Origin of the sequence: Leclercia barmai, from assembly GCF_049312895.1 — a bacterium.
Taxonomy (GTDB): Bacteria; Pseudomonadota; Gammaproteobacteria; order Enterobacterales; family Enterobacteriaceae; genus Enterobacter; species Enterobacter barmai.
This window is the reverse complement of sequence record NZ_JBMNWZ010000002.1, coordinates 205,053-231,213: the sequence shown is the minus strand read 5'-3', so window position 1 is coordinate 231,213 and position 26,161 is coordinate 205,053. Positions and strand designations below refer to the sequence as shown.

The 26,161-nt window shown below is 58.1% G+C and carries 25 protein-coding genes and 2 pseudogenes; 14 read left to right on the top strand and 13 right to left on the bottom strand.

Annotation, left to right across the window (positions count from 1 at the left end; translation table 11 throughout):
* Nucleotides 1-94: 94 nt before the first annotated feature.
* From sdaA to pabB, 3 genes are all read right to left on the bottom strand, one after another.
* Nucleotides 95-1,459 (bottom strand): L-serine ammonia-lyase, encoded by a 1,365-nt coding sequence (sdaA, locus tag ACOYA6_RS09450; RefSeq protein WP_039030784.1) that lies wholly within the window; start codon nt 1,457-1,459, stop codon nt 95-97.
* 183 nt (nt 1,460-1,642) lie between these two features.
* Nucleotides 1,643-2,221 carry a CoA pyrophosphatase gene (locus tag ACOYA6_RS09445; RefSeq protein ID WP_138369327.1) on the bottom strand — a complete coding sequence of 193 codons (579 nt, stop codon included), beginning with the start codon at nt 2,219-2,221 and terminating at the stop codon, nt 1,643-1,645.
* Nucleotides 2,222-2,224: 3 nt separating this feature from the next.
* Entirely contained in the window at nt 2,225-3,577 is a 1,353-nt protein-coding gene (gene pabB / locus ACOYA6_RS09440; RefSeq protein ID WP_422654591.1) for an aminodeoxychorismate synthase component 1, read from the bottom strand.
* Between the two features lie 61 nt (nt 3,578-3,638).
* Here pabB and ACOYA6_RS09435 point away from each other — a divergent pair, with 61 nt between their 5' ends.
* Complete coding sequence (locus ACOYA6_RS09435) at nt 3,639-3,821, top strand: YoaH family protein (protein WP_039030781.1); 183 nt, start codon at nt 3,639-3,641, stop codon at nt 3,819-3,821.
* A 6-nt stretch (nt 3,822-3,827) separates the two neighbouring features.
* Here the strand turns inward: ACOYA6_RS09435 and ACOYA6_RS09430 are convergent, their stop codons facing one another.
* Nucleotides 3,828-4,172: a RidA family protein gene (locus ACOYA6_RS09430; protein ID WP_039030780.1), complete on the bottom strand. Its 345-nt coding sequence runs from the start codon at nt 4,170-4,172 to the stop codon at nt 3,828-3,830.
* 126 nt (nt 4,173-4,298) lie between these two features.
* Between ACOYA6_RS09430 and ACOYA6_RS09425 the strand changes: the two genes are divergently transcribed.
* From ACOYA6_RS09425 to rnd, 5 genes are all read left to right on the top strand, one after another.
* Nucleotides 4,299-6,209: a DNA repair helicase YoaA gene (locus tag ACOYA6_RS09425; protein ID WP_422654590.1), complete on the top strand. Its 1,911-nt coding sequence runs from the start codon at nt 4,299-4,301 to the stop codon at nt 6,207-6,209.
* A 66-nt stretch (nt 6,210-6,275) separates the two neighbouring features.
* Complete coding sequence (tsaB, locus tag ACOYA6_RS09420) at nt 6,276-6,971, top strand: tRNA (adenosine(37)-N6)-threonylcarbamoyltransferase complex dimerization subunit type 1 TsaB (RefSeq protein ID WP_138369325.1); 696 nt, start codon at nt 6,276-6,278, stop codon at nt 6,969-6,971.
* A 37-nt stretch (nt 6,972-7,008) separates the two neighbouring features.
* Nucleotides 7,009-7,596: a Slp family lipoprotein gene (locus ACOYA6_RS09415; RefSeq protein WP_039030777.1), complete on the top strand. Its 588-nt coding sequence runs from the start codon at nt 7,009-7,011 to the stop codon at nt 7,594-7,596.
* Nucleotides 7,597-7,800: 204 nt separating this feature from the next.
* Nucleotides 7,801-9,486, top strand: coding sequence for a long-chain-fatty-acid--CoA ligase FadD (gene fadD, locus ACOYA6_RS09410; RefSeq protein ID WP_156126896.1), 1,686 nt, complete (start codon nt 7,801-7,803; stop codon nt 9,484-9,486).
* A gap of 74 nt (nt 9,487-9,560) precedes the next feature.
* Nucleotides 9,561-10,688 carry a ribonuclease D gene (gene rnd, locus ACOYA6_RS09405; RefSeq protein WP_138369322.1) on the top strand — a complete coding sequence of 376 codons (1,128 nt, stop codon included), beginning with the start codon at nt 9,561-9,563 and terminating at the stop codon, nt 10,686-10,688.
* Nucleotides 10,689-10,768: 80 nt separating this feature from the next.
* Here rnd and minE read toward each other — a convergent pair whose 3' ends face one another.
* The 3 genes from minE to minC are packed head-to-tail and all read right to left on the bottom strand — an operon-like array spanning nt 10,769 to nt 12,570.
* Complete coding sequence (minE, locus tag ACOYA6_RS09400; protein WP_032611475.1) at nt 10,769-11,038, bottom strand: cell division topological specificity factor MinE; 270 nt, start codon at nt 11,036-11,038, stop codon at nt 10,769-10,771.
* A 3-nt stretch (nt 11,039-11,041) separates the two neighbouring features.
* Complete coding sequence (gene minD / locus ACOYA6_RS09395) at nt 11,042-11,854, bottom strand: septum site-determining protein MinD (RefSeq protein WP_032611473.1); 813 nt, start codon at nt 11,852-11,854, stop codon at nt 11,042-11,044.
* A 23-nt stretch (nt 11,855-11,877) separates the two neighbouring features.
* On the bottom strand, nt 11,878-12,570 hold the full coding sequence (minC, locus tag ACOYA6_RS09390; RefSeq protein ID WP_039030775.1) for a septum site-determining protein MinC: 693 nt from the start codon (nt 12,568-12,570) through the stop codon (nt 11,878-11,880).
* A 126-nt stretch (nt 12,571-12,696) separates the two neighbouring features.
* Here minC and ACOYA6_RS09385 point away from each other — a divergent pair, with 126 nt between their 5' ends.
* From ACOYA6_RS09385 to ACOYA6_RS09375, 3 genes are all read left to right on the top strand, one after another.
* Nucleotides 12,697-12,972 carry a YcgL domain-containing protein gene (locus tag ACOYA6_RS09385; RefSeq protein ID WP_139565391.1) on the top strand — a complete coding sequence of 92 codons (276 nt, stop codon included), beginning with the start codon at nt 12,697-12,699 and terminating at the stop codon, nt 12,970-12,972.
* A gap of 46 nt (nt 12,973-13,018) precedes the next feature.
* A complete protein-coding gene (locus ACOYA6_RS09380; RefSeq protein ID WP_138369320.1) occupies nt 13,019-13,678 on the top strand; it encodes a fumarylacetoacetate hydrolase family protein in 660 nt (219 codons plus the stop codon).
* A gap of 93 nt (nt 13,679-13,771) precedes the next feature.
* Nucleotides 13,772-14,215, top strand: coding sequence for a YcgN family cysteine cluster protein (locus ACOYA6_RS09375; protein ID WP_039030772.1), 444 nt, complete (start codon nt 13,772-13,774; stop codon nt 14,213-14,215).
* 122 nt (nt 14,216-14,337) lie between these two features.
* Here the strand turns inward: ACOYA6_RS09375 and dsbB are convergent, their stop codons facing one another.
* On the bottom strand, nt 14,338-14,868 hold the full coding sequence (dsbB, locus tag ACOYA6_RS09370; protein ID WP_039030771.1) for a disulfide bond formation protein DsbB: 531 nt from the start codon (nt 14,866-14,868) through the stop codon (nt 14,338-14,340).
* A gap of 142 nt (nt 14,869-15,010) precedes the next feature.
* Nucleotides 15,011-16,549, bottom strand: coding sequence for a sodium/proton antiporter NhaB (nhaB, locus tag ACOYA6_RS09365; protein WP_039030770.1), 1,539 nt, complete (start codon nt 16,547-16,549; stop codon nt 15,011-15,013).
* Between the two features lie 198 nt (nt 16,550-16,747).
* Here nhaB and fadR point away from each other — a divergent pair, with 198 nt between their 5' ends.
* Nucleotides 16,748-17,467 (top strand): fatty acid metabolism transcriptional regulator FadR, encoded by a 720-nt coding sequence (fadR, locus tag ACOYA6_RS09360; protein WP_422654589.1) that lies wholly within the window; start codon nt 16,748-16,750, stop codon nt 17,465-17,467.
* Nucleotides 17,468-17,594: 127 nt separating this feature from the next.
* On the opposite strand, the gene ACOYA6_RS09355 is transcribed toward fadR, so the two are convergent.
* A complete protein-coding gene (locus ACOYA6_RS09355; RefSeq protein WP_039030768.1) occupies nt 17,595-19,127 on the bottom strand; it encodes a SpoVR family protein in 1,533 nt (510 codons plus the stop codon).
* Between the two features lie 324 nt (nt 19,128-19,451).
* Between ACOYA6_RS09355 and ACOYA6_RS09350 the strand changes: the two genes are divergently transcribed.
* From ACOYA6_RS09350 to ACOYA6_RS09340, 3 genes and pseudogenes are all read left to right on the top strand, one after another.
* Nucleotides 19,452-20,750, top strand: coding sequence for a D-amino acid dehydrogenase (locus ACOYA6_RS09350; protein WP_039030767.1), 1,299 nt, complete (start codon nt 19,452-19,454; stop codon nt 20,748-20,750).
* A gap of 12 nt (nt 20,751-20,762) precedes the next feature.
* The gene (gene dadX, locus ACOYA6_RS09345) at nt 20,763-21,833 is read left to right on the top strand and encodes a catabolic alanine racemase DadX (protein ID WP_039030766.1); all 1,071 of its coding nucleotides are present in this window, start codon (nt 20,763-20,765) and stop codon (nt 21,831-21,833) included.
* Nucleotides 21,834-21,933: 100 nt separating this feature from the next.
* A pseudogene (locus tag ACOYA6_RS09340) lies at nt 21,934-21,987 on the top strand (hypothetical protein); the annotation flags it as partial.
* On the opposite strand, the pseudogene ACOYA6_RS09335 reads toward ACOYA6_RS09340, so the two are convergent.
* Nucleotides 21,988-23,655, bottom strand: a pseudogene (locus ACOYA6_RS09335) (potassium/proton antiporter); the annotation flags it as partial.
* Nucleotides 23,656-23,753: 98 nt separating this feature from the next.
* Nucleotides 23,754-24,668, bottom strand: a complete 915-nt coding sequence (gene ldcA, locus ACOYA6_RS09330; protein WP_039030764.1) for a muramoyltetrapeptide carboxypeptidase — start codon at nt 24,666-24,668, stop codon at nt 23,754-23,756.
* A 113-nt stretch (nt 24,669-24,781) separates the two neighbouring features.
* Here ldcA and emtA point away from each other — a divergent pair, with 113 nt between their 5' ends.
* On the top strand, nt 24,782-25,393 hold the full coding sequence (gene emtA / locus ACOYA6_RS09325) for a membrane-bound lytic murein transglycosylase EmtA (RefSeq protein ID WP_039030763.1): 612 nt from the start codon (nt 24,782-24,784) through the stop codon (nt 25,391-25,393).
* Nucleotides 25,394-25,429: 36 nt separating this feature from the next.
* Here emtA and ycgR read toward each other — a convergent pair whose 3' ends face one another.
* Complete coding sequence (ycgR, locus tag ACOYA6_RS09320) at nt 25,430-26,161, bottom strand: flagellar brake protein YcgR (RefSeq protein WP_138369316.1); 732 nt, start codon at nt 26,159-26,161, stop codon at nt 25,430-25,432.

Genomic DNA, 26,161 nt, shown 5'->3' with positions numbered 1-26,161 from the left:
CAGGTAACGAGAAAAGTCGATGAAATTCGCCCATCCGTATCAGATGGGCGAAAAAAGCATGAGAGACGAAAGTCGCAGAAGCGCTTTCAGAGGCTTAGTCGCACTGCACCTTAATGGCCAGGCCGCCGCGGGAGGTTTCGCGGTATTTGGCGTTCATGTCTTTACCGGTTTCGTACATGGTTTCGATGACCTTATCCAGCGAGACGCGCGGTTCGCTGGTGCGGCGCATCGCCATGCGCGAGGCGTTGATCGCTTTCACCGAGGCAATGGCGTTACGCTCGATGCACGGCACCTGAACCTGGCCAGCGACCGGGTCGCAGGTCAGACCGAGGTTGTGTTCCATGCCGATCTCTGCGGCCACGCAAACCTGCTCCGGGCTGGCGCCCAGCAGCTCAGCCAGACCGGCCGCCGCCATGGAACATGCCACGCCGACTTCACCCTGACAGCCGACTTCAGCGCCGGAAATAGAGGCGTTCATCTTATACAGCGCACCGACCGCGCCCGCGGCGAGGAAGTAGCGTATATAAATATCCGGGCTCACCGATTCGATAAAGTGATCGTAGTAGGCCAGCACCGCCGGAACGATCCCGCAGGCGCCGTTCGTCGGGGCAGTCACCACGCGGCCACCGGCGGCGTTCTCTTCGTTCACCGCCAGGGCAAACATGTTAACCCAGTCGATCACGTTCATCGGATCGTTGGAGTATTTGTCCGTTGTGACCAGCATGCGGCGCAGGGCAGAGGCGCGACGCGGCACGCGCAGCGGACCCGGCAGCACGCCTTCGGTGTTGATGCCGCGATCGATACAGGCGCGCATGGTCTGCCAGACGTTGGCGAAATAGTCTTCAATCTCTTTCTTGCTGTGCAGCGCCAGCTCGTTCTGCATCACCATGCCTGAGAGGGACAGGCCGGTCTCTTTGCAGTAATTCAGCATCTCAGTTGCCGATTTGAACGGGTAAGGCACCTTCACATCGCCCGTTACGTCCTGGCCGAAATGCTCTTCGTCGACGATAAAGCCGCCGCCGATGGAGTAATAGGTTTTGCTGTAGACCACTTTCTCGCCGCTGAAGGCGTGGATCTGCATCCCGTTTTCATGCAACGAGAGGTTGTCGCTGCGAAAACGCATGCCGTCGTCCTGGGGGAAATCCACTTCCTGCCGGCCATTCGCCAGCAGCAGACGACCGCGCGTTTCCACGTCGCGGATAAACGCCGGAATGGCGTCAATATCTACGGTGTCCGGCATATTCCCGGCCAGACCCATAATAATGGCGATATCGGTGTGGTGGCCTTTACCCGTGAGCGACAGTGAACCGTAAACGTCGACGGCCACGCGGGTAACGCTATCCAGTAATCCTTTTTCGACCAGGTCATCGACGAACTGTTTACCGGCCTTCATCGGCCCTACAGTGTGGGAAGAAGAGGGACCAATCCCCACTTTGAACATGTCGAATATACTAATCACTTTAACACTCCTGACAGGGTTACCGGGTTTCCAGTAACGATGTAATAACTTCGCATAGTGTAAGAGGGAACCCTGTCGTCAGCTCAACTATTCACATGAATTAAACTAATGGTTAACGCCGGATAAACTAATAGCGGGAGGAAGATCTCAAAGGCGCAAAAAAAGGGCGAATGTAAAGTATAGTCAAGGTTTCAGGCCGATCTGTAGCGCCAGCTCACGAATAATTCCCGCCGTCATGCCCCAGACAAAATAATGCTGATACCAGGAGAGCCACACCCGGTGATCGTGACCACGACGTTGAATATCCAGCGGATGATAACGGCCCAGACGCAGGGCTTCCGCCAGCGGCATTTCAAAGACCGACTCCACTTCGTCGACGCTGGCGTGATAGTGCAGATCCGGCGGAATAATGCCCACCACCGGCGTCACCTGAAAACCGGTCACGCTGTCCACCGGCGGTAGGACGCCAATCACCTCGACCTTGTGCGGCGGGATTGCCACCTCTTCCTCGGCCTCGCGCAGGGCGGCGGCAATTAACGAGGCATCGGTGCTGTCTACCGCCCCGCCGGGAAACGCCACCTGACCGGCGTGTTTACGCAACCGGGCAGAGCGGCGGGTCAGCAGCAGGCCCGGCTGCGCCCGGCGTACCACCGGGATCAGTACCGCCGCCTGACGCTGGTTCAGCGCGGTTTTATTCACCTGCGGGCGCAAAAGCTGAAAACGCGATAAAAAATTGTCCAGGGTCAGGTCGTGGGTATCCACCAGTTAACTCTCCAGTTGTTGCAGAATACGATTCACTTTATCAAAGGTTTCCTGATACTCCGCCGCGGCCTGGCTGTCCGCCACGATCCCGCCGCCTGCGGAACAGTAAATCTGTCCGGCCACTGCCGTCAGGGTGCGAATGGTGATGCTGGTATCCATGCCGCCGCACAGGCTGATATAGCCGATGCTGCCGCACCAGGCGTTACGGCGATGGGGCTCCAGCTCGTCGATAATTTCCATCGCCCGCACTTTTGGCGCGCCGGTGATCGACCCGCCGGGGAAGGCGGCGCGCAGAAGATCGCACGCCGTCCTGGTCGACGGCAGGCGGGCGGTAATGGTGCTCACCAGATGATGTACGGCAGGGAAGGGCTCCACCACGAACAGCTCCGGCACCCGCACGCTTCCCGGCTCCGCCACCCGGCCAATGTCATTGCGCATCAGGTCGACGATCATCAGGTTTTCCGCTCTGTCCTTCGGCGAGGCGGCGAGTTTCTCAGCCTGCTGGCGATCGGCCCCGGCATCCGCCAGTCGCGGCAGCGTGCCTTTAATCGGGCGAGTCTGGATCGTCCCTTCCGCCAGGTGAATAAAACGCTCCGGGGAGAGGCTCAGAACGGCACCCTCGTCGAGGCGCAAAAAGGCGCTGAACGGGGCGCGGTTGTTGGCGTTCAACCGGGTAAATGCCTGCCACTCATCGCCCTCGTAATGCGCCTGGAAACGCTGGGCCAGGTTCACCTGATAGCAGTCCCCGCTGTGCAGGAAGGCCTGCACGCGGTCAAATTTGTCGTTGTACTCCGCTGCGGTCATATTGGCCTGCCAGGCGGAGGTCAGCCGGAACGCGGACAGGTTCGCAGGCGTTCGCTGTGCTTCCAGCCAGGCCAGACGCGCTGCAACATCGCCATGACACACCAGCGACACCCGCTGTTTGTGGTGATCGACCACGACCGCCCAGTCGTACAGGCCCACCGCCATGTCCGCCAGGTCGATATCGCGCTCGGCTATGTCCGGCAGCTGCTCGAAGCGGCGGCCCAGATCGTAGCCAAACAACCCCAGCGCGCCGCCCTGGAAGGGCAGATCCGGGTCTGGCGTGCAGGGTAGGTGCATATCGTCAATGGCCTGCTGGAGCAGGCTCAGCGGACAGGCATCCGAGGACACGCCGTTGAACAGGGTTTCTGTGCCCTGTGTGACCAGGGTGGTGCGCGGGTCGGCCACCAGAATATCAAAGCGGCTGTAAGGGTGATCCGCATGACCCGAGTGCAGCAGCATTGCCCACGGCAGATGGCTCAGGGGGGCAAACCAGAATTCTGCGGCGTCAGGACGCCAGGGTAATGTCAAAACAGTGGGGGATAACGAGTTCATGGGTGGTAGACTACCGGGCAGCGTGAAATAATTAGCGCTGATAATTTAGCAGGAGTTGACGATGTTTGCAGGTTTACCTTCACTGAGCCACGAGCAGCAGCAAAAGGCCGTCGAGCGCATTCAGGAGCTGATGTCCCAGGGGATGAGCAGCGGACAGGCGATTTCCCAGGTGGCTGAAGAGCTTCGCGCCACCCATACCGGCGAGCGGATCGTGGCGCGTTTTGAGGATGACGAAGAGGAGTAACCCCTCTTACACCGCAGCGATAATCTTAATCTCAACCTTATACTGCGGCTTCATCAGCGTCGCCTGTACCGTGCAGCGTACAGGCGCGTGACCTGCCACGACCCACTCATCCCAGGCTTTGTTCATCGCCGCAAAATCCTCTTTACTGGCAAGGAAAATGGTCGCATCCAGAATGCGGGATTTGTCGCTGCCCTGTTTCTCCAGCACCGCGTCAATCTGCGCCAGGGTATTGGCCGTCTGCTCGTAAGCGTCGGCATCCAGGTTCGCCGGCACGCCGGTGTAGTACAGGGTCTGATTGTGGATCACCACATCTGACCAGCGGGCTTCGGCATCAATGCGCACAATTGTCATACACGTTTCCTCGTTATTGTGAGTTTCGCGGGCAAGACTGCCATATTGTTTTGCCTGCGTCACTATCGACTGGCGCGAGGGGCAGCGGCCTGACATAATCCCCTGTGCAAAAATACAGGGGGCAGAGTGGCAGACGATTTCGCAGCAGACGGACAGTTAGCAAAGGCAATTCCAGGCTTTAAGCCGCGCGAGCCGCAGCGCCAGATGGCGCACGCGGTCGCCGATGCCATCGACAGCGCTCAGCCGCTGGTGGTCGAGGCGGGTACAGGCACCGGTAAAACTTACGCCTATCTCGCACCGGCGCTGCGGGCTAAAAAAAAGGTGATCATCTCCACCGGTTCGAAAGCGCTGCAGGATCAGCTTTATAGCCGCGATCTGCCCACCGTCGCCAAAGCCCTCAAGTACAAAGGCCGTCTGGCCCTGCTGAAAGGGCGCTCCAACTATCTCTGCCTTGAGCGGCTCGAACAGCAGGCGCTGGCGGGTGGCGATCTGCCGGTGCAGACCCTCAGCGACGTCATCATCCTGCGCAGCTGGGCCAACCAGACTCTGGATGGCGATATCAGCACCTGCGCCAGCGTGGCCGAAGACTCGCCCGCCTGGCCGCTGGTCACCAGCACCAACGATAACTGTCTGGGCAGCGACTGCCCACTCTACAAAGACTGCTTTGTGGTGAAAGCGCGTAAAACGGCGATGGATGCCGACGTGGTGGTGGTCAACCATCACCTGTTCCTGGCGGATATGGTGGTGAAAGAGAGCGGTTTTGGCGAACTGATCCCCGAAGCGGAAGTGCTGATTTTCGACGAAGCCCATCAGCTCCCCGACATTGCCAGCCAGTATTTTGGCCAGTCGCTCTCCAGCCGCCAGCTGCTGGATCTGGCGAAAGATTTCACCATCGCCTACCGCACCGAACTGAAAGATACCCAGCAGTTGCAGAAGTGTGCCGACCGCCTGGCGCAAAGCACCCAGGATTTCCGCATGCAGCTGGGGGATCCGGGCTTTCGTGGCAATCTGCGCGAACTGCTGGCCGATCAGCATATTCAGCGCGCGCTGCTGCTGCTCGATGACGCCCTGGAGCTCTGCTACGACGTGGCGAAGCTGTCCCTCGGCCGCTCTGCGCTGCTCGATGCCGCTTTTGAACGCGCCACGCTCTACCGCGCGCGCCTGAAACGGCTGAAAGAGTTTAACCAGCCGGGCTACAGCTACTGGTACGAATGCAACTCGCGCCACTTCACCCTCGCCCTGACGCCGCTCACCGTGGCCGATAAGTTTAAAGAGGTAATGGTGCAAAAACCGGGCAGCTGGATCTTCACCTCCGCCACGCTGTCGGTAAATGACGATCTGCACCACTTCACCGAACGCCTGGGGATTGAGCAGGCCAAATCCCTGCTGCTGCCGAGCCCGTTTGATTACGCTACCCAGGCGCTGCTTTGCGTGCCGCGCAACCTGCCGCTGCCCAATCAGCCCGGCGCCGCCCGTCATCTGGCGGCGATGCTCAAGCCGATGATTGAGGCCAACAATGGCCGCTGCTTTATGCTCTGCACCTCCCACGCGATGATGCGTGACCTGGCGGAGCAGTTCCGCGCCACCATGACCCTGCCGGTGCTGCTGCAGGGTGAAACCAGTAAAGGCCAGCTGCTGCAGCAGTTTGTCACCGCGGGCAATGCCCTGCTGGTGGCGACCAGCAGCTTCTGGGAAGGGGTGGACGTGCGCGGCGACGCGCTGTCGCTGGTGATCATCGACAAACTGCCCTTTACCTCCCCGGACGATCCGCTGCTGAAGGCGCGCATGGAAGACTGCCGCCTGCGCGGGGGCGATCCCTTTGATGAGGTACAGCTTCCCGATGCGGTGATTACCCTCAAGCAGGGGGTAGGGCGTCTGATCCGCGACGTGGACGATCGCGGGGTACTGGTGATCTGCGATAACCGCCTGGTGATGCGCCCTTACGGCGCCACCTTTATTGCCAGCCTGCCTCCGGCACCGCGCACCCGGGATATCGATCGCGCGGTGCGTTTCCTTGCCGCGCCGCAGGCGCAGTAATTTATTGATGGGTGTGCTAAAATGCGCGCCTTTTTGTGACTGACCACTGCGAGAGCGCGACAACACATGCGAATTCTGGCTATCGATACCGCGACAGAGGCCTGCTCTGTTGCCCTGTGGAATGACGGCACGACCTGTGCGCATTTCGAAGAGTGCCCCCGGGAACACACCCAACGGATCCTGCCCCTGGTGAAGATGATCCTCACCGAGGGCAATACCTCCCTTACCGATCTCGACGCGCTGGCCTATGGCCGCGGCCCGGGTAGCTTTACCGGCGTGCGCATTGGCATCGGCATTGCCCAGGGGCTGGCGCTGGGTGCCGAACTGCCGATGATCGGCGTTTCGACCCTGGCGACCATGGCCCAGGGCGCATGGCGCAATACCGGCGCGACCCGCGTGCTGGCGGCCATCGATGCCCGCATGGGCGAAGTCTACTGGGCGGAATATACCCGCGACGAGCAGGGCGTCTGGCACGGTGAAGAGAGCGAAGCCGTGCTTACGCCGCAAGCGGCAGGCGAGCGCATGAAGCAGCTTTCCGGTGAATGGGCGACGGTCGGCACCGGCTGGCCGGCGTGGCCGGATATGGCGAACGACAGCGGTCTGACCCTGGTCGACGGCAACGTGCTGCTGCCGGCGGCTGAAGATATGCTCCCTATTGCCTGTCAGATGCTGGCGGCAGGTAAAACCGTGGCGGTCGAGAAAGCCGAGCCGGTTTATTTACGAAACACCGTAGCGTGGAAGAAACTTCCGGGCCGGGAGTGAATCTCAGTATAAGAGCCTGAGAAAAAGGAGTCGCATCATGGCGGTTCAAAAATATGTAGTTCGTCTGCTGACCGTCGGGGCGCTGGCCCTGGCATTAACAGGATGTGTTTCAGTGCCTGATGCGATCCAGGGCAGCAGCCCGACGCCGCAGCAGGATCTGGTCCGGGTGATGAACGCCCCGGAACTCTACGTGGGCCAGGAGTCGCGTTTCGGCGGCAAAGTGGTGGAGGTCATCAACCAGCAGGGCAAAACCCGTCTGGAGATTGCCACCGTGCCCCTGGACAGCGGCGCGCGTCCGGTTCTGGGTGAAGCCTCACGGGGCCGGATCTATGCCGATGTTAACGGCTTCCTCGATCCGGTGGATTTCCGTGGGCAGCTGATCACCGTAGTAGGACCGATTACCGGCGCAGAGCAGGGCAAAGTCGGCAACACCCCCTATAAATTTATGACCATGCAGGTCAACGGCTATAAACGCTGGCGGGTACAGCAGCAGGTGATGATGCCGCCACCGGATCCCTGGTACTGGGGACCCCATCCATGGCGTTATGGCTATGGATACGGCTACGGCGGCTGGCCAGGTTATGGCCCCGGCCCTGCACAGGTCCGGACGATAGTAACAGAGTAAGTGACTGTTATTATTGAATAAGAAACAGCGGCCCGTCCGCTGTTTCGTTTTTTACACGGTAATAAGAAAAATAAATAGTGACGCGCTTCGCAACCTTAAATCCGGGCAATTAATAAACTGGTACGCTGAGTTAATATTATGTTAACGACTTGTTTATTAACCGGGGTTGTGATGACGACGAACACGCTTTTCAGAGGTGATGTAGTGAAGAAGGTTTGGCTTAACCGATATCCTGCGGATGTTCCCGCAGAGATAAACCCTGACCGTTATCAATCCCTGGTTGAACTGTTTGAAAACTCCGTAACACGTTACGCCGATCAGCCTGCGTTTGTGAACATGGGCGAAGTGATGACCTTCCGTAAGCTGGAAGAGCGCAGCCGGGCCTTTGCGGCCTATCTGCAGGAGGGGTTAGGCCTGCAGAAGGGCGATCGCGTGGCGCTGATGATGCCGAACCTGCTGCAGTATCCGGTGGCGCTGTTCGGCATTCTGCGCGCCGGGATGATCGTGGTTAACGTCAACCCGCTTTATACTCCGCGCGAGCTGGAACATCAGCTGAACGACAGCGGCGCCTCGGCGATTGTGATTGTCTCCAACTTCGCCCACACGCTGGAAAAAGTGGTTGATAAAACCCAGGTCAAACACGTCATTCTGACGCGAATGGGCGACCAGCTCTCCACCGCCAAGGGGACGCTGGTTAACTTCGTCGTCAAGTACGTCAAACGGCTGGTGCCGAAATACCACCTGCCGGATGCCATCTCTTTCCGCCGTGCACTGCACCAGGGCTACCGGATGCAGTACGTTAAGCCCGAAATCGTCTCCCAGGATCTGGCGTTCCTGCAGTATACGGGCGGCACCACCGGCGTGGCGAAAGGGGCGATGCTCACCCACCGCAACATGCTGGCGAACCTCGAGCAGGTGAATGCCACCTACGGGCCGCTGCTGCATCGCGGCAAAGAGCTGGTGATCACCGCGCTGCCGCTCTATCACATCTTCGCGTTGACCATGAACTGCCTGCTGTTTATTGAGCTCGGCGGGCAGAACGTGCTGATCACCAACCCGCGCGATATTCCGGGCCTGGTCAAAGAGCTGGCGAAATATCCGTTCACCGCCATGACCGGGGTAAACACCCTGTTTAACGCGCTTCTCAATAATAAAGAGTTCCAGCAGCTCGATTTCTCCACCCTGCATCTGTCTGCGGGGGGCGGGATGCCGGTACAGCAGGCGGTGGCCGAGCGCTGGGTGAAACTGACCGGCCAGTATCTGCTGGAGGGCTATGGCCTGACCGAATGCGCCCCGCTGGTGAGCGTTAACCCGCACGATATCGACTATCACAGCGGCAGCATCGGCCTGCCGGTGCCCTCCACCGAAGCCAAACTGGTGGATGACGACGATAACGAAGTGCCGCATGGCGAGCCGGGCGAGCTCTGCGTGCGAGGCCCGCAGGTGATGCTGGGTTACTGGCAGCGTCCGGACGCCACCGATGAAATCATCAAGGACGGCTGGCTGCACACCGGGGATATCGCGGTGATGGATGACGAAGGCTTCCTGCGCATCGTCGATCGTAAGAAAGACATGATCCTGGTCTCCGGTTTCAACGTCTATCCGAACGAGATCGAAGACGTGGTCATGCAGCACAACGGCGTGCTGGAAGTGGCTGCGGTCGGGGTTCCGGCGGGCAGCAGCGGTGAAACGGTTAAAATCTTTGTGGTGAAAAAAGATCCTGCCCTGAGCGAAGACGCGCTGATCACCTTCTGCCGTCGCCAGCTCACCGGGTATAAAGTGCCGAAGCTGGTGGAGTTTCGCGACGAACTGCCAAAATCGAACGTCGGGAAGATATTACGACGAGAATTACGTGACGAAGCGCGCGCCAAAGTGGACAATAAAGGCTGAGCTTCGTGTTAGTCACCCAGAAACGCTGGCCTGGCCAGCGTTTTTTTATGGGCGCAAACCAAAGAGAATATGATTTGAACTACCAGATGATCACCACCAACGACGAACTGGCTTCGCTGTGCGATGTTACCCGCGATGCAGACGCCATTGCGCTGGATACCGAGTTTGTTCGTACCCGCACCTATTATCCGCAGCTGGGCCTGATCCAGCTGTATGACGGCAAAAAGGTATCGCTTATCGACCCGCTGGGGATCACCGACTGGACGCCGATGCGCGAGCTGCTGCTGGATACCGCCATCACCAAATATCTGCACGCCGGGAGTGAAGATCTGGAAGTTTTCCTCAACACCTTCGGCATCATGCCGGAGCCGCTGATCGATACCCAGATCCTCGCCGCCTTTGCCGGGCGTCCGCTGTCGTGGGGCTTTGCCGCCATGGTGGAGGAGTATACCGGCCTTGCTATCGACAAGAGCGAATCCCGCACCGACTGGCTGGCGCGCCCGCTGACCGAACGTCAGCTCGACTACGCGGCGGCGGATGTGTTCTATCTCCTGCCGATTGCCGGTCAGCTGATGAAAGAGGCCGAAGCCTCCGGCTGGCTGCCTGCGGCCCTGAACGAGTGCCGGATGACGCAGCTGCGTCGTAAGGAAGTCACCGATCCGAAAGAGGCCTGGCGCGATATCAGCAACGCCTGGCAGCTGCGTACCCGCCAGCTGGCCTGCCTGCAGCTGCTGGCCGACTGGCGTCTGCGTAAGGCCCGCGAGCGCGATCTGGCGGTGAACTTTGTGGTGCGTGAGGAGCATCTATGGGCCGTGGCGCGTTACATGCCGGGCAGCCTGGGGGAACTGGACAGCATCGGACTTTCGGGTTCGGAGATCCGTTTCCACGGTAAAACCCTGCTGGCGCTGGTGGCGAAAGCTCAGGAGTTGCCGGAAGAGGCGCTGCCGGAGCCACTGTTGAACCTGATGGATATGCCGGGCTATCGCAAAGCCTTTAAGGCAATTAAAGCTCTGGTCCAGGAAGTGGCAACCGAGAGCAAAGTCAGCGCCGAGCTGCTGGCTTCACGCCGTCAGATTAACCAGCTGCTGAACGCGCACTGGAAGCTGAAACCGCAAAACGGCACGCCGGAACTGATTGCCGGATGGCGCGGGGAGTTAATGGCAGAACGCCTGAATGCGCTGCTGGAAGAGTATCCGCAGTAAAGGGTGAATTCCCCGGCGGCGCTGCGCTTGCCGGGCTACAAATGTAGGCCGGGCAAGCATCGCACCGCCCGGCAACGCCGTTATGAACGCGACTCTTCCGCTTCCGGCAGGGTCACGTTGAGCTCCAGAATCGAGATATCCCCGTCCTTTTGCTCCAGCTGTACGGTCACCATCTCCGGGTCGATCTGCACATACTTACAAATCACTTCCAGGATGTCTTTGCGCAGTTGCGGCAGGTAATGCGGTTCTGCATCGCTGCGGCGGCGTTCCGCGACGATGATCTGCAGTCGTTCTTTTGCGATGTTGGCGGTGCTTTTTTTCCGCGAGAGAAAAAAGTCCAGTAATGCCATAACTTATCCTCCGAACAGGCGTTTGAGGAAACCTTTCTTCTCTTCTTCTATGAAGCGGAAAGGACGTTCTTCTCCGAGCAGACGATCTACCGTGTCCGCATACGCTTTACCGGCGTCTGCGTTAGCGTCGAGGATAACCGGTTCACCCTGGTTAGAGGCGCGCAGCACGGATTGATCTTCCGGGATAACGCCAACCAGTTTGATGCGCAGGATCTCCAGCACGTCTTCCATACTCAGCATATCACCTTTATTGACGCGACCCGGATTATAACGGGTCAGCAGCAGGTGCTCTTTAATCGGCTCTTCGCCATTCTCTGCGCGACGGGATTTTGAAGCAAGGATGCCCAGAATACGGTCGGAGTCGCGCACGGAAGAGACTTCCGGGTTGGTGGTGATGATCGCTTCATCGGCGAAGTAGAGCGCCATCAGCGCACCGGTTTCGATGCCCGCAGGTGAATCACAGACCACGAAATCGAAGTCCATTTTTTTCAGCTCATCGAGCACCTTTTCCACGCCTTCGCGGGTCAGCGCGTCTTTGTCGCGCGTCTGGGAAGCGGGGAGAATATAGAGGTTGTCGGTACGCTTATCTTTGATCATTGCCTGATTCAGCGTGGCATCACCCTGAATCACGTTCACGAAATCGTACACCACGCGGCGCTCGCAACCCATAATCAGGTCGAGGTTACGCAGGCCGATATCGAAGTCGATAACGACAGTTTTCTTTCCCTTCTGGGCCAAACCAGTAGCGATGGCCGCGCTGGAGGTGGTCTTGCCAACGCCTCCTTTACCCGAAGTAACAACAATAATGCGTGCCATAGAAATTCCTTGTTAAAAAGGGATCAATTCAACGGTTGAACGGTCAAAGCGTTGTCTGCCAGACGCAGACGAGCGGCTTTACCAGAAAATTCGGCCGGGATGTTATCGCTCAGCCAGTAAACACCTGCGATGGAGACCAGCTCCGCCTCCAGATGGGTACAAAAAATTTGCGCATCGCGATCGCCGCTGGCACCCGCCAGTGCGCGACCCCGCATGGAGCCATAGATATGAATATTGCCATCGGCGATAAGCTCTGCGCCAGCGCTGACGTGGTTAGTTACAATAAGGTCACAGTTTGGCGCATAAATACGCTGACCGGAACGTACCGGCAGATCGATCAAGCGCGTTTTTGTGACGGGTGTAACAGGGAGTTCAGGCGGGGCAGGGGGCTCGGCGCGTGGGGCTTTATCTTTGCCTTCGGTGAGCAGCGGAAGACCTGCCTCGTCAATTTCGGCTTTCAGTGCGGCATCTTTGCAGCCGCTGATGCCAACAATCCGCAGGCCGGTGGCTAACACTGCCTGCTGCAACTGCTGCCAGTTAATCGGCGCTTCGAGGTCGCTTACGTTAATGACGACGGGCGCATGTTTAAGAAATGCGGGCGCCTGGGCGATTTTGTCTTCTAACGCCTGACGAATAACCTCGGGTTTTGCTTCATGCAAATGAACCACTGATAAGGTGAAGCTACTGCCTTTAAGCTCGATTGGCGTGTTTGACATCCTGGCCTTACTCAATTTGCTTTTTACCACGGCGTGTGCGTCGTGATATTCCGAAGAGTATCAGGCATGTTATAGTCACAACTATATTGAGGCAAGTCACCCTCCCCGTTAATTCTGAGTAAATATATGTTTTGTGTGATCTACAGAAGTACCCAACGCGACCAGACCTATCTCTATGTCGAAAAAAAGGACGATTTTTCCCGCGTGCCTGAGGCACTGATGAAGACCTTCGGAAAGCCGCAAATGGTGATGCTGATGCCGCTCGACGGGCGCAAGCAGTTGAAGAACGCCGATCTGGAAAAAGTGAAAAGCGCGTTAGCCGAACAGGGCTATTATTTACAACTCCCTCCGCCGCAAGAGAATTTACTTAAACAGCATCTTGAGGCGCAGGGAAAAAAATAGTTTAAGAATTATCTGTCAGCGTTACATTAACCTTTAGGGGCTCATTATGTATCAGCATCATAACTGGCAAGGCGCCTTGCTGGATTATCCGGTAAGCAAAGTCGTCTGCGTCGGCAGTAATTACGCGAAGCATATTCAGGAAATGGGCAGTGCGGTTCCGGACGAGCCGGTGCTGTTTATTAAACCGGAAACCGCCCTCTGTGATATTCGCCAGCCGCTGGCGATCCCGCAGGGGCTGGGTTCGGTTCACCACGAAGTGGAACTGGCGGTGCTGATTGGCGCTACGCTGCGCCAGGCTTCTGAAGATCATGTGCAGAAAGCGATTGCCGGTTATGGTGTGGCGCTGGATCTGACCCTGCGCGAGGTGCAGGGCAAAATGAAAAAAGCGGGTCAGCCGTGGGAGAAAGCCAAAGGTTTTGATAACTCCTGTCCAATCTCCGGCTTCGTACCGGTGTCGGAATTCCAGGACGACCCGCAGAACACTACCCTGAGCCTGAAAATTAACGGCGAAGTGCGTCAGCAGGGCTCTACCTCCGACATGATCCACAAAATTGTGCCGCTGATTGCCTATATGAGCCGTTACTTCACCCTGAAACCGGGCGATGTGATCCTCACCGGCACCCCGGAAGGGGTAGGCCCGCTGAACGGTGGCGATGAGCTGGAGCTCTCCGTCAACGGCCTGTCACTGAAAACCCGCGTGCTGTAATCCCCGCTTGCCGCCTTAAAAGGGCGGCAAAACTTGCATCAAGATGCCAGACTGGTTATAAGGTGCGCTTTCTTTTTACGTGTGGACATCCTTATGAGCGAAATCCCTTTCTGGCAAAGCAAAACTCTCGACAACATGACCGACGCCGAGTGGGAATCGCTGTGCGACGGCTGCGGGCAGTGCTGCCTGCACAAGCTGATGGATGAAGACTCGGACGAAATCTATTTCACCAACGTCGCCTGTAATCAGCTGAACATCAAAACCTGCCAGTGCCGCAACTACGAGCGTCGTTTCGAGCTGGAGCCGGACTGCATCAAGCTGACCCGCGACAACCTTCCGACCTTTGAATGGCTGCCGCCGACCTGCGCCTACCGTCTGCTGGCGGAGGGTAAAGATTTGCCGAAGTGGCACCCCCTCCTGACCGGCTCGAAAGCGGCGATGCACGGCGAGCGGATCTCCGTGCGTCATATCGCGGTGAAAGAGTCAGAGGTGCGGGACTGGGAAGACCACATATTGAATCACCCAAACCGCGCATAATAAAAAACCCGCCTCGGCGGGTTTTTTTATTAGTGCGGCCTGATGCCCTCACCCCAACCCTCTCCCACGGGGAGAGGGCGCAAACATTAAAAACGGCAACCCCCAGGGTTGCCGTTTTGCTTTTACCTACCAAACAAATCGCGTTTTTTTGGTTTAAACGGCTGTGCAATCAGCACCAGCAGCGCCACGACCAGGTAGGCGGCAAAAATCCCCACCAGCCACTGCGGCATCTCGAGGGTCAGGAATTCCCACTGACGTACGGCGCAGTCACCGGTAGCCACGAACACCTGCGGCAGCCACTTGTCCAGCGGCAGCCAGCTCGGGAAGCTGGCGGCAAAATCACAGGTCTGGAACGGGGAGGGGTGCAGCTGGATCATGGTGTGCTCCCAGGCGAGCTGCAGGCCTTTGCCGGCACTGTAGAGCCAGAGGGCGATGGCGCCATAGCGCAGCGGGCTTTTCGGGGCGATAGCGCCCACCAGACCCGCGCCCATCACGCCAAACAGCGCGCAGCGTTCGTAGATACACAGCACGCATGGCTTCAGCATCATCACGTGCTGGAACCACAATGCCACCATTTCTAACACGAAGGCGGTCAGGGCCAACAGCAACCACGCCCCGCGTCCGCGCGAGCACTGGTTCAAAAATTTCAACATAATCATTTCCCTGGAACAGGTATAGAAAGCGCAGTGTAAACGAAAACAATTTGCGCGCCAGCCTCAGCGCGCAAAATATAACGTAATCGGATATTTATCATGCACAAGCGCAACCGGGCGAATTATCGCCCGGCTGACTGACTTAATGCGTCGCCAGTATACCCGCCTGCAGCATCCATTGGGTAAAAGGAATGAGGGTAATTTTGACGCATAACAAACCGACCGCGGTTAATACCAGGGTATAAGGCAGCGCCATCCATACCATCCGGCCATAAGAGAGGCGGATAAGCGGGGCGAGGGTGGAGGTCAGTAAGAACAGGAAGGCCGCCTGACCGTTTGGCGTAGCCACCGAAGGCAGGTTGGTGCCGGTGTTGATCGCCACCGCCAGCATCTCAAACTGCTCGCGATTGATCACGCCGCTCTCCATTGCCGCTTTCGCTTCGTTGATATAGACCGAGCCGACAAACACGTTATCGGAGATGGCCGACAGCAGGCCGTTAAACAGATAGAACAGCGACAGCTGGGCGTCGGGTTCAGCCTGCAGTACGAAGTGAATAATCGGCGCAAACAGATGCTGATCGACAATTACCGCCACCACCGCGAAAAAGACCGCCAGCAGCGCGGTAAAAGGCAGCGCTTCGGTAAAGGCTTTGCCGATGGCGTGTTCATCCGTCACGCCGCTAAAGGTGGTGGCCAGAATAATCACCGACAGACCAATCAGCCCCACTTCCGCCAGATGAAACGCCAGGGCAATAATCAGCCAGACGCCAATGATGCCCTGGAAAATCAGCGCCAGCCGCTGCTGACGGGTCCGCTGGCTGCGGCTCTCGTCGTCGAAGCGGCGCAGCACGTCGCGCACCTGGGTCGGCAGCAGGGTGCCGTAACCAAACCATTTACACTTCTCCACCAGCCAGCAGGTGAACAGGCCACACACCAGCACCGGCACGCTGACCGGCGCCACGCGCAGGAAAAATTCAACAAAATTCCAGCCCGCGGCTTTGGCGATGATCAGGTTCTGCGGTTCGCCAACCATGGTCATCACGCCGCCCAGGGCCGTGCCCACGCCCGCGTGCATCATCAGGCTGCGCAGAAATGCGCGAAACTGCTCCAGCACGTCGCGCTGATGGACGTCAACGTGGCTGTCATCCTGCATGCCGGCTTCCGGCTGGGACGAAGCCACCCGGTGATAAATCCCGTAAAAGCCGACGGCGACGCTGATCACCACCGCGACCACGGTCAGAGCATCGAGGAAGGCCGACAGGAACGCGGCTGCAAGGCAGAAGGCCAGCGACAGCATAGTTTTTGAGGGGATGCTCAGCAGCAGGCGGGTAAAGATAAACAGCAGCAGCTGCTTCATAAAGTAGATCCCGGCCACCATAAACATCAGCAGCAGGAGCACTTCGAGGTTCGCCGCCAGCTCCTCTTTCACGTGTTCTGCGCTGGTCATGCCGATAACCACCGCCTCGAAGGCCAGCAGGCCGCCCGGCAGCAGGGGATAACACTTCAGCGCCATCGCGAGGGTGAAGATAAACTCCGCCACCAGCAGCCAGCCTGCGGCGAATGGGCTGATGATGAAGATAAGCGGGTTAAGAACCAGGAAGACAACCAGGGTCAGTTTGTACCAGTCGGGAGACTGGCCTAAAAAATTGCGCCACAGGGCGCGACGATAAGACATTTCCACAACAGATTTCCTTGCCCGTCACATAATTACGTCCTAAGTATACGCAAATGAGGCCGGTGGAGGAGCGCAGGGGATGTTTTTTAAATGATAAAAATAAAACGGCGATCCCTTTTTTCTCGCCTCGCTGCGCTATCTGCCTCTGCCAGCCTCTGGTATGATGAGTGAATTTTGTAAAAAGCAGTTAATGGAAAACTCACTATGGTCATTAAGGCGCAAAGCCCGGCGGGTTTCGCGGAAGAGTACATTATCGAGAGCATCTGGAATAACCGTTTTCCCCCAGGCTCGATCCTTCCCGCAGAACGCGAACTCTCTGAACTGATTGGCGTCACACGTACCACCTTACGTGAAGTGTTGCAGAGACTGGCCCGCGACGGCTGGCTGACGATCCAACACGGCAAACCGACCAAAGTGAATAACTTCTGGGAAACGTCGGGCCTGAATATTCTTGAGACGCTGGCGCGCCTCGATCACGAGAGCGTGCCGCAGCTGATCGACAACCTGCTCTCCGTGCGCACCAACATCGCCACCATCTTTATCCGTACGGCGTTCCGCCAGCATCCGGATAAGGCGCTGGAGGTCCTGGCCCGCGCCACGGCGGTAGAAGATCACGCCGACGCCTTTGCCCTGCTGGATTACAACGTTTTCCGCGGGCTGGCGTTTGCCTCCGGCAACCCGATTTACGGCCTAATCCTCAACGGCATGAAGGGGCTCTATACCCGCATCGGTCGTCACTACTTCGCCAACCCGGAAGCCCGCAGCCTGGCGCTGGGTTTCTACCACAAGCTGAGCGAGCTCTGCTCTGAAGGTCAGCACGACCAGGTGTATGAAACCGTACGTCGCTACGGCCATGAAAGCGGCGAGATCTGGCACCGGATGCAGAAAACCCTCCCGGGCGATCTGGCAATTCACGGACGCTAAAATAAAAAACCTCTCGCTTGAGAGGTTTTTTTTGCCGGGTGGCGGCTGCGCCTTATCCGCCTACAAAATCTGCAATCTTTGTAGGCCGGGTAAGCGAAGCGCCACCCGGCAAACAGGCCGCACCGAATTACAACATATTCCCCTTTGCCGGGCAGCGCTCCAGCAGCTCAACGCTACCATCCTCGTTCTGCTGCTCCAGCATAATGTCAAAGCCCCACAGACGGTGCACGTGCTTCAGAACTTCCTTGCGCCCCTTATCCAGCGGCGCGCGGTTGTGCGGGATATAGCGCAGCGTCAGGGAGCGATCCCCGCGCAGATCCACATTCCAGACCTGAATATTCGGTTCCAGATTGCTCAGGTTGTACTGGGCCGAGAGGCGGGAGCGGATCTCGCGATACCCCTCTTCGTTGTGGATAGCCGAAATCTCCAGATAGTTGTTGTGATCGTCATCCAGCACCGTAAACAGGCGGAAATCACGCATCACTTTCGGCGACAGGAACTGGCTGATAAAGCTCTCGTCCTTGAAGTCGCGCATCGCAAAGTGCAGCGTCTCCAGCCAGTCGGAACCGGCGATATCCGGGAACCAGTATTTATCCTCTTCCGTCGGGTTCTGGCAGATACGCTTGATGTCCTGGAACATCGCAAAGCCCAGCGCGTACGGGTTGATGCCGCTGTACCACGGGCTGTTGTAAGGCGGCTGGAACACCACGTTAGTGTGGCTGTGCAGGAACTCCAGCATAAAGCGCTCGGTCACTTTGCCTTCATCGTACAGATGATTCAGGATGGTGTAGTGCCAGAAGGTCGCCCAGCCTTCGTTCATCACCTGGGTCTGTTTTTGCGGATAGAAGTACTGGCTCACCTTACGCACGATGCGCAGGATTTCACGCTGCCACGGCTCCAGCAGCGGGGCGTTCTTCTCCATAAAGTAGAGCAAATTCTCCTGTGGCTCGGAGGGATAACGGCGCGCTTCAGGCACCGCTTTCTCCTCTTCCCGTTTCGGCAGGGTACGCCACAGCGTATTCACCTGGCTTTGCAGATACTCCTCGCGGCTTTTCTGCCGGGCTTTCTCCTCCTGTAGGGAGATCTTCTGCGGACGTTTATAGCGATCCACGCCGTAGTTCATCAGCGCATGGCACGAGTCCAGCAGCTTCTCGACCTCTTCCACCCCGTAGCGCTCTTCACACTCGGTGATGTAGTTCCGGGCGAAAATCAGGTAATCGACAATCGAGCTGGCGTCGGTCCAGCTGCGGAACAGGTAGTTATTTTTGAAAAACGAGTTATGCCCGTAGCAGGCGTGCGCCATTACCAGGGCCTGCATGGTGATGGTGTTCTCTTCCATCAGGTAGGCTATACACGGATTGGAGTTGATGACGATCTCATACGCCAGCCCCTGCTGGCCGTGTTTATACAGGCGTTCGGTCTCAATAAATTTTTTACCAAACGACCAGTGGGTATAGTTGATGGGCATCCCCACGCTCGAATAAGCGTCCATCATCTGTTCAGAAGTAATGACTTCGATTTGATGGGGGTAGGCGTCCAGACGGTAGAGTTTCGCCACCCGATCAATTTCCGCCAGATAGGTGTCCAGCAGCTCGAATGTCCAGTCGGGTCCATCGCTCAGACGTGTGGTGTCCTTATTCATGGAATCAATAGTAGCCATTAGCGCGCCCTCGTTGTTGGTAGCTCTCTCTGTCTGGAGAACCTCTTTTCAAGCATAGAACACAGCATTCAAAAGCGTGCTGGCACGCTATTTTTTTTCTTTGCGATTTCCCGTCGCGGCGATGGCGAAAACGGGGTGGTCAACAGCATAATCTGCTGGTTAAAAATGCCGCGCAGCAGGAGATGCCAAATACCCTCCAGCCCCGTCATATGGGGAAGGTGTGAGGTAAGTCACCATAAAAAATGCCTATGTTGAATAATATTTTCAGCTGGGTTATCAATATGTAACCAGAAGATTGTTCTTTTGCTTATAAATGGAGTGGCTATGCGTGTTGTCATACTGGGAAGTGGCGTCGTTGGCGTAACCAGCGCCTGGTACTTAAGTCAGGCCGGGCACGATGTGACCGTTATCGATCGGGAACCGGGTCCGGCACTGGAGACCAGTGCTGCGAATGCCGGACAAATCTCTCCGGGCTACGCGGCGCCCTGGGCGGCACCGGGCGTTCCGCTGAAGGCGATTAAGTGGATGTTCCAGCGCCATGCGCCGCTGGCGATCAGCCTCGACGGCACGCAGTTCCAGCTTAAGTGGATGTGGCAGATGCTGCGCAACTGCGACACCTCGCACTATATGGAAAACAAAGGGCGGATGGTGCGTCTGGCGGAGTACAGCCGCGACTGCCTGAAAGCGCTGCGCGCCTCCACCGGCATCCAGTATGAAGGCCGTCAGGGGGGCACCCTGCAGCTGTTCCGTACCGCCCAGCAGTACGAAAACGCCACCCGTGATATCGCCGTCCTCGAGGACGCGGGCGTCCCGTATCAACTGCTGGAAGCCAGCCAGCTGGCGCAGGTGGAACCGGCCCTCGCCGAGGTGGCGCACAAGCTGACCGGCGGTCTGCGTCTGCCCAATGACGAAACCGGCGACTGCCAGCTCTTTACCCAGAATCTGGCACAGATGGCAGAGCAGGCGGGCGTCAAATTCCGCTACAACACCGCCGTCGATAAGCTGCTGTATGAAGGGGATAACATCTACGGCGTGCTCTGTGGCGATGAAGTGGTCAAGGCCGACGCTTATGTCATGGCCTTCGGCTCATACTCCACCGCCATGCTGAAAGGCATCGTGGATATTCCGGTCTACCCGCTGAAGGGGTATTCGCTCACCATCCCGGTGAAAGAGGACAGCGGCGCCCCGGTTTCAACTATCCTTGATGAAACATACAAAATCGCGATCACCCGTTTTGACAACCGGATCCGCGTGGGAGGAATGGCGGAAATCGTCGGCTTTAACACTGAGCTGCTGCAACCGCGTCGGGAAACGCTGGAGATGGTCGTTGGCGACCTGTTCCCGCGCGGCGGCTTTATTGAACAGGCGACCTTCTGGACCGGGCTGCGTCCAATGACCCCGGACGGCACTCCGGTAGTCGGGCGGACACCGTTTAAGAACCTGTGGCTGAACACCGGACACGGCACCCTGGGCTGGACAATGGCCTGCGGTTCAGGGCAGTTACTCAGTGATTTGATCTCCGGGCGCACACCCGCTATTCCGTTCGATGATTTAAGCGTTGCGCGCTACCGTCCGGGGTTCACGCCGTCACGTCCACAGCATTTACACGGCGCGCATAACTAACAAGGAGTCGTCATGTCCCGTCCCGTTCTGGCTCAGCTGGATCTGCAGGCCCTGAAGGATAACCTGCAAATTGTCCGTCGCGCTGCGCCAGCTTCACGCGTCTGGACGGTGGTCAAAGCTAACGCTTATGGCCACGGTCTGGATCGCGTCTGGAGTGCATTAAGCGCGACTGATGGTTTTGCGCTACTCAATCTCGAAGAGGCGATCCTGCTGCGCGAGCGCGGCTGGAAAGGGCCGATCCTGATGCTCGAAGGCTTTTTCCACGCAGATGAGCTGCCCCTGTTTGATAAGTACCGCCTGACCACCAGCGTGCACAGCAACTGGCAGGTCAAGGCGCTCCAGAATGCCAGGCTCCACGCCCCGCTCGATATTTATCTGAAAGTGAACAGCGGCATGAACCGTCTCGGTTTCCAGCCGGAGCGGGTTCACAGCGTCTGGCAACAGCTGCGGGCGCTGAAGAACGTCGGGGAGATGACCCTGATGGCCCATTTCGCCGATGCGGAAAAGCCGGAGGGCATTGCCGAACCGATGAAGCGCATCGAGCAGGCGGCAGAGGGGCTGGATTGCCCGCGCTCGCTCTCTAACTCGGCGGCGACGCTCTGGCATCCGGAGGCGCATTTTGACTGGGTGCGTCCGGGGATCGTCCTGTATGGCGCGTCACCGTCCGGGCAGTGGCAGGATATTGCCAACAGCGGCCTGAAGCCGGTGATGACCCTGCGCAGCGAAATTATCGGCGTTCAGACCCTGAAGGCGGGGGATACCGTGGGCTACGGCAGCCGCTACCGCGCCCCGGGCGAGCAGCGGATCGGCATTGTTGCCGGAGGTTACGCCGACGGCTATCCGCGCATTGCCCCTTCCGGTACCCCGGTATGGGTGGACGGCGTGCGTACCGGCACGGTCGGTACCGTGTCGATGGATATGCTGGCGATTGACCTGACTCCGTGCCCGCAGGCGGGGATAGGTACGCCGGTTGAGCTGTGGGGCAACGAGGTGAAAGTTGACGACGTTGCCGCCGCAGCGGGCACCGTCGGGTATGAGTTGTTAACCGCGCTAGCGCCGCGGGTGCCGGTGGTTACGATATAAAAGCAGTTTTGTAGGCCGGGTAAGGCGTAGCCGCCACCCGGCATCAGCACCGGAGTCAAACGCCGGGTGGCGCTTACGCTTACCGGGCCTACTCTTCAGCATCCTCCGCCACGCGGACACCCACCTTCAGCACCGCGTTATCTTCTTTCTCTGCCACCGTCCAGATCATCCCGGCGAACTCCACCTGGTCACCCACGACCGGTGCGGCACCCAGCAGCTTCTGCACAATCTCGCCCAGCGTCTGCTGGTTATCGCGATACTCCAGCCCCTCGTCCAGGCCGTAGATCAACGCCACGTCGGCGAATTTGGCGCTGGCTTCCAGAATAAAGTCCCCGAAGAAGCGCTGATCCAGCGCCACCGGCGGCGACTGGCTGAACAGCTTGCCGAGGGCAGGAAGGTCATGCTCCCGGCCAATCACGCAGAGAATATCCCCTTCGCGCAGCCGGGTACTGCCGGTCGGGTGCAGCAGGGCGTTATCGCGAAACAGGGCGGCAATGCGCGTCTCTTCCGGCATATGCAGATCGCGCAGCGAGGCGCCCACGCACCACTTATCGGCGCTGAGCTGATAAACAAACTGCTCCCACGGATTTTCGGGGTGAATGTCCAGCCCCACGCGGGAGACCGGCCAGCCCACCGGCGGGATCACCACGCGGGCCTTTTTCGCCGCCCACGACAGGGACGTGCCCTGGAACAGCAGCGACACCAGCACCACAAAGAACGCCACGTTAAAGAACAGACGGGAATTATCCAGCCCGGCCATCATCGGGAATACCGCGAGGATGATAGGCACCGCGCCGCGCAGCCCCACCCAGCTGATAAACACCCGCTCGCGCAGGTTAAAGCCCCGGAACGGCAGCAGACCGGCAAACACCGACAGCGGACGGGCAAAGAAGATCATCCACAGCGACAGCAGCAGTGCCGGAATGGCAATCGGCAGCAGATCCGACGGCGTCACCAGCAGCCCCAGCACCAGGAACATGCCGATCTGCGCCAGCCACGCCAGGCCGTCAAAGTTTTGCAGAATGCCAAAGCGGTTGCGGATAGGGCGATTGCCGAGCAGGAAGCCGCACAGATAGACCGCCAGAATGCCGCTGCCGTCCATCGCCGTGGTGAGGGCGAAAATCAAAATCCCGCCGCTCAGCGCCAGCAGCGGATAGAGCCCCGCCGGGAGCGAAATACGGTTGATCATCTGTTGCAGCAGATAGCCCCCGCCGAGGCCAATGATGATGCCTAAGCCAAACTGCTGAAGGATGTGCCAGGCGAACATCCAGCTCAGGCCAGTTTCATGCTGCTGGATCATCTCAATCAGGGTGATGGTCAGAAACACCGCCATCGGATCGTTACTGCCGGATTCAATCTCCAGCGTCGAGCCGACACGTTCGTTCAGCCCTTTGCCGCCGAGCAGCGAGAAGACTGCCGCGGCGTCGGTTGAGCCCACAATCGCGCCGATCAGCAGCCCTTCCATAATGTCCAGCTTAAACAGCCACGCCGCCATCATCCCGGTCAGGCCGGAGGTGATAAGCACCCCGACCGTCGCCAGCGACAGGGCCGGGCCCAGCGCCACGCGAAACGAACTGGCCTGGGTGCGCATCCCGCCATCCAGCAGGATCACCGCCAGGGCGAGGTTACTGATCATGTACGCAAACGGGTAATTATCGAAGGGAATACCGCCGATGCCATCAACCCCCGCCAGCATGCCGATGGCGAGGAAAATAACCAGAATGGGGATGCCAAGACGTGATGAAAATGAACTCAATAAAATACTGCAGGTTACAAGAACTGAACCCAGGATAAAAAGACTGATTATTGCTGTGGCATCCAATGTTTGCGTACTCCCTGCCCGACGTGGTGACTGTTATTAAAACCCTAACATATTAACGCCCCTCACAGCGCGGAAATCGGGCGTTTAAGGGGCTTTTTTTATGCCTTTAACACCGGATGACCGCTCAACGTTAAAGAACTTCCCCTTGATGTATGAACCAGCGTCGCCTGTGCGCCAATCGGCAGGGTGACGGTTTGCTGTTCATGGCCGAAATCGAGCCCGCTGATAATCGGCACCGACACCCGGGCGCGCAGATAATCGATCATGGTCGCAAGAGAGTATCCGGCATCGTAATCGTTGGGGGTTGCTCCGCTGAAGCTGCCGAGCACAATCGCCCGCTGACGGTCGAGAATGCCCGCGTGAAGCAGCTGGAGCAGCATACGTTCGACGCGGAACGGGTGTTCGTTGATGTCTTCCAGCACCAGGATGCCGTTCTCAATGGCGGGGAGCCATGGGGTGCCGATGAGCGACACCACCATCGCCAGATTGCCGCCCCATAGCTGGCCTTCGCATTCGCACTGCGGGCCATCGCCCTGCCACTCGACGGAGTAGGTAGAATTACGCAGCGCCCGCCAGAAATGGTCTACAGTGAAGGCGTTCAGTTCTGGCGCGCCGAAATTGCCCGCCAGCATCGGGCCGCTGAAGGTGATGACGTTGTGCAGCGCCAGCAGGCCCAGCTGGATCACCGTGAAATCACTGTGACCGCAGATAAGCAAAGGGTCCTGCTGCTGACGTTTCGCCAGCCCCTGCCAGTCGACCTGCGTCAGTAGACGGCTGGCACCGTAACCGCCGCGCACCGCCAGCACAATCTGGTTGGCCCCGGACAGGCGGGCGAGGGCGTTGATATCATTCAGGCGCGCAGCCTCGGTACCGGCAAATCGCTGCTGGCGGCGGGGTATAATCGTCTGATTTTGTACCTGATGGCCCTCTTCCATTAATCGCGCCACGCCCCGTTGCGCCGCTTCCTGATTAATGCAGTAACCTGATGGTGCGATGAGATGAAACTGAGACATGGCATTTCCTTGCTGACTTATAAAGCTGAATGTATATATCATGCCGCCTGAGCGCGTCCTTCATCAAGCGGAGGATAGGGTAACAGCGATGAATGACCATAAGGACAGATGACGTGAAATTAAGATGGTTTGCTTTTTTGATTGTGTTGCTTGCAGGATGCAGTTCAAAGCAGGATTACCAGAAGCCGGAATGGAACCCGGAAGTCCCGGTTAAACGGGCGATGCAGTGGATGCCGATCAGTGAAAAAGCCGGTGAAGCCTGGGGCGTCAGTCCGCGTCTGGTGACGGCCATCATTGCGGTGGAGTCGGGCGGTAACCCGAATCTGGTCAGTAAATCGAACGCGGTGGGCCTGATGCAGCTTAAAGCCTCCACCGCCGGGCGCGAGGTTTACCGGCACATGGGCTGGAGCGGGCAACCCTCCACCAGCGAGCTAAAAAACCCGGAGCGCAATATCTCCATGGGTACCGCCTATCTGAGCATTCTTGAGCACGGGATCCTGAACGGAATCGACGATCCGGAAGTAATGCAATATGCACTGGTGGTCTCGTACGTTAACGGCGCGGGCGCGCTGCTGCGCACCTTCTCGTCGGATCGCAAAAAGGCGATAGCCGAAATCAACGATATGGATAAAGACGAGTTCTTTGAGCATGTCGTCAATAACCACCCCGCACCGCAGGCACCGCGCTATATCTGGAAAGTGCAGAAAGCGATGGACGCCATGTAATCGGCTGCCGGGCAGCGTCGCGCTGCCCGGTGGCGATCAACGCACTTTGTTAGCACGTTCCCGCGCTTCGCGCTCCAGCGAGTAGATGATCCGCTGCAGCTCGCGCTCCGGCCCTGGCCCGACGTTAAGAAAACGGAAGCTCAGACGCGGCGTGGTGATGGTTTCGTTTTTGCTGTCCACCACTTTACGCTCGCTTACCGTGATCAGCTGCGCATCGAAGAAGAAGCGACCCCAGCCGCCCATATCCAGTTCGATCTGCGAAAAACGCATCCCTTCCACCAGACCTTCCGGTTTGGCGGTATCCATCAGCGCACCCATGCCGCCGAGCGACAGGTCGTGCAGACGAAAACGGATCACGCTCTTGTCCGGCATTTTGGCTTTGCAGAAGTAGGCCGGATGCAGCGGGGCGCTGATACGGAAATATTCCCGGCGCTGAATGCTCCACACCGATGTCGGAAGGGGGGTGATAAAGGCGGGCAGAGACTGGTAGTTGCCCTGCTCAATGCGCGGCAGTTCGAATTCGACTTTCGCTCCCTGGGTATCAGCGGCCACGGTGATGTTTTCTGCGCGCAGCACCGCGCGGTTTTCATACTCCTGACTGCCCAAATCCATGACCAGGCGCTCCGGGGTCGCATCCAGAATTTTGCTGATGAACTGGTTGCTCCCCCAGCTGATGCGGACAGGTACGTCATTTTTTTGCAGATCGCGTATTACACCTAGCACCGCCAGCGGATTCGTTTTCAGGAACTGCTCACTGTAATTACTCAC

Bases quoted from the DNA above. Each gene is read 5' to 3' on its own strand.
- pabB (WP_422654591.1), bottom strand. From the start codon at position 3,577: ATGAACTCGTTATCCCCCACTGTTTTGACATTACCCTGGCGTCCTGAC.
- ACOYA6_RS09435 (WP_039030781.1), top strand. From the start codon at position 3,639: ATGTTTGCAGGTTTACCTTCACTGAGCCACGAGCAGCAGCAAAAGGCC.
- ACOYA6_RS09430 (WP_039030780.1), bottom strand. From the start codon at position 4,172: ATGACAATTGTGCGCATTGATGCCGAAGCCCGCTGGTCAGATGTGGTG.
- tsaB (WP_138369325.1), top strand. From the start codon at position 6,276: ATGCGAATTCTGGCTATCGATACCGCGACAGAGGCCTGCTCTGTTGCC.
- ACOYA6_RS09415 (WP_039030777.1), top strand. From the start codon at position 7,009: ATGGCGGTTCAAAAATATGTAGTTCGTCTGCTGACCGTCGGGGCGCTG.
- minE (WP_032611475.1), bottom strand. From the start codon at position 11,038: ATGGCATTACTGGACTTTTTTCTCTCGCGGAAAAAAAGCACCGCCAAC.
- minD (WP_032611473.1), bottom strand. From the start codon at position 11,854: ATGGCACGCATTATTGTTGTTACTTCGGGTAAAGGAGGCGTTGGCAAG.
- minC (WP_039030775.1), bottom strand. From the start codon at position 12,570: ATGTCAAACACGCCAATCGAGCTTAAAGGCAGTAGCTTCACCTTATCA.
- ACOYA6_RS09385 (WP_139565391.1), top strand. From the start codon at position 12,697: ATGTTTTGTGTGATCTACAGAAGTACCCAACGCGACCAGACCTATCTC.
- ACOYA6_RS09380 (WP_138369320.1), top strand. From the start codon at position 13,019: ATGTATCAGCATCATAACTGGCAAGGCGCCTTGCTGGATTATCCGGTA.
- ACOYA6_RS09375 (WP_039030772.1), top strand. From the start codon at position 13,772: ATGAGCGAAATCCCTTTCTGGCAAAGCAAAACTCTCGACAACATGACC.
- dsbB (WP_039030771.1), bottom strand. From the start codon at position 14,868: ATGTTGAAATTTTTGAACCAGTGCTCGCGCGGACGCGGGGCGTGGTTG.
- fadR (WP_422654589.1), top strand. From the start codon at position 16,748: ATGGTCATTAAGGCGCAAAGCCCGGCGGGTTTCGCGGAAGAGTACATT.
- ACOYA6_RS09355 (WP_039030768.1), bottom strand. From the start codon at position 19,127: ATGGCTACTATTGATTCCATGAATAAGGACACCACACGTCTGAGCGAT.
- ACOYA6_RS09350 (WP_039030767.1), top strand. From the start codon at position 19,452: ATGCGTGTTGTCATACTGGGAAGTGGCGTCGTTGGCGTAACCAGCGCC.
- dadX (WP_039030766.1), top strand. From the start codon at position 20,763: ATGTCCCGTCCCGTTCTGGCTCAGCTGGATCTGCAGGCCCTGAAGGAT.
- ldcA (WP_039030764.1), bottom strand. From the start codon at position 24,668: ATGTCTCAGTTTCATCTCATCGCACCATCAGGTTACTGCATTAATCAG.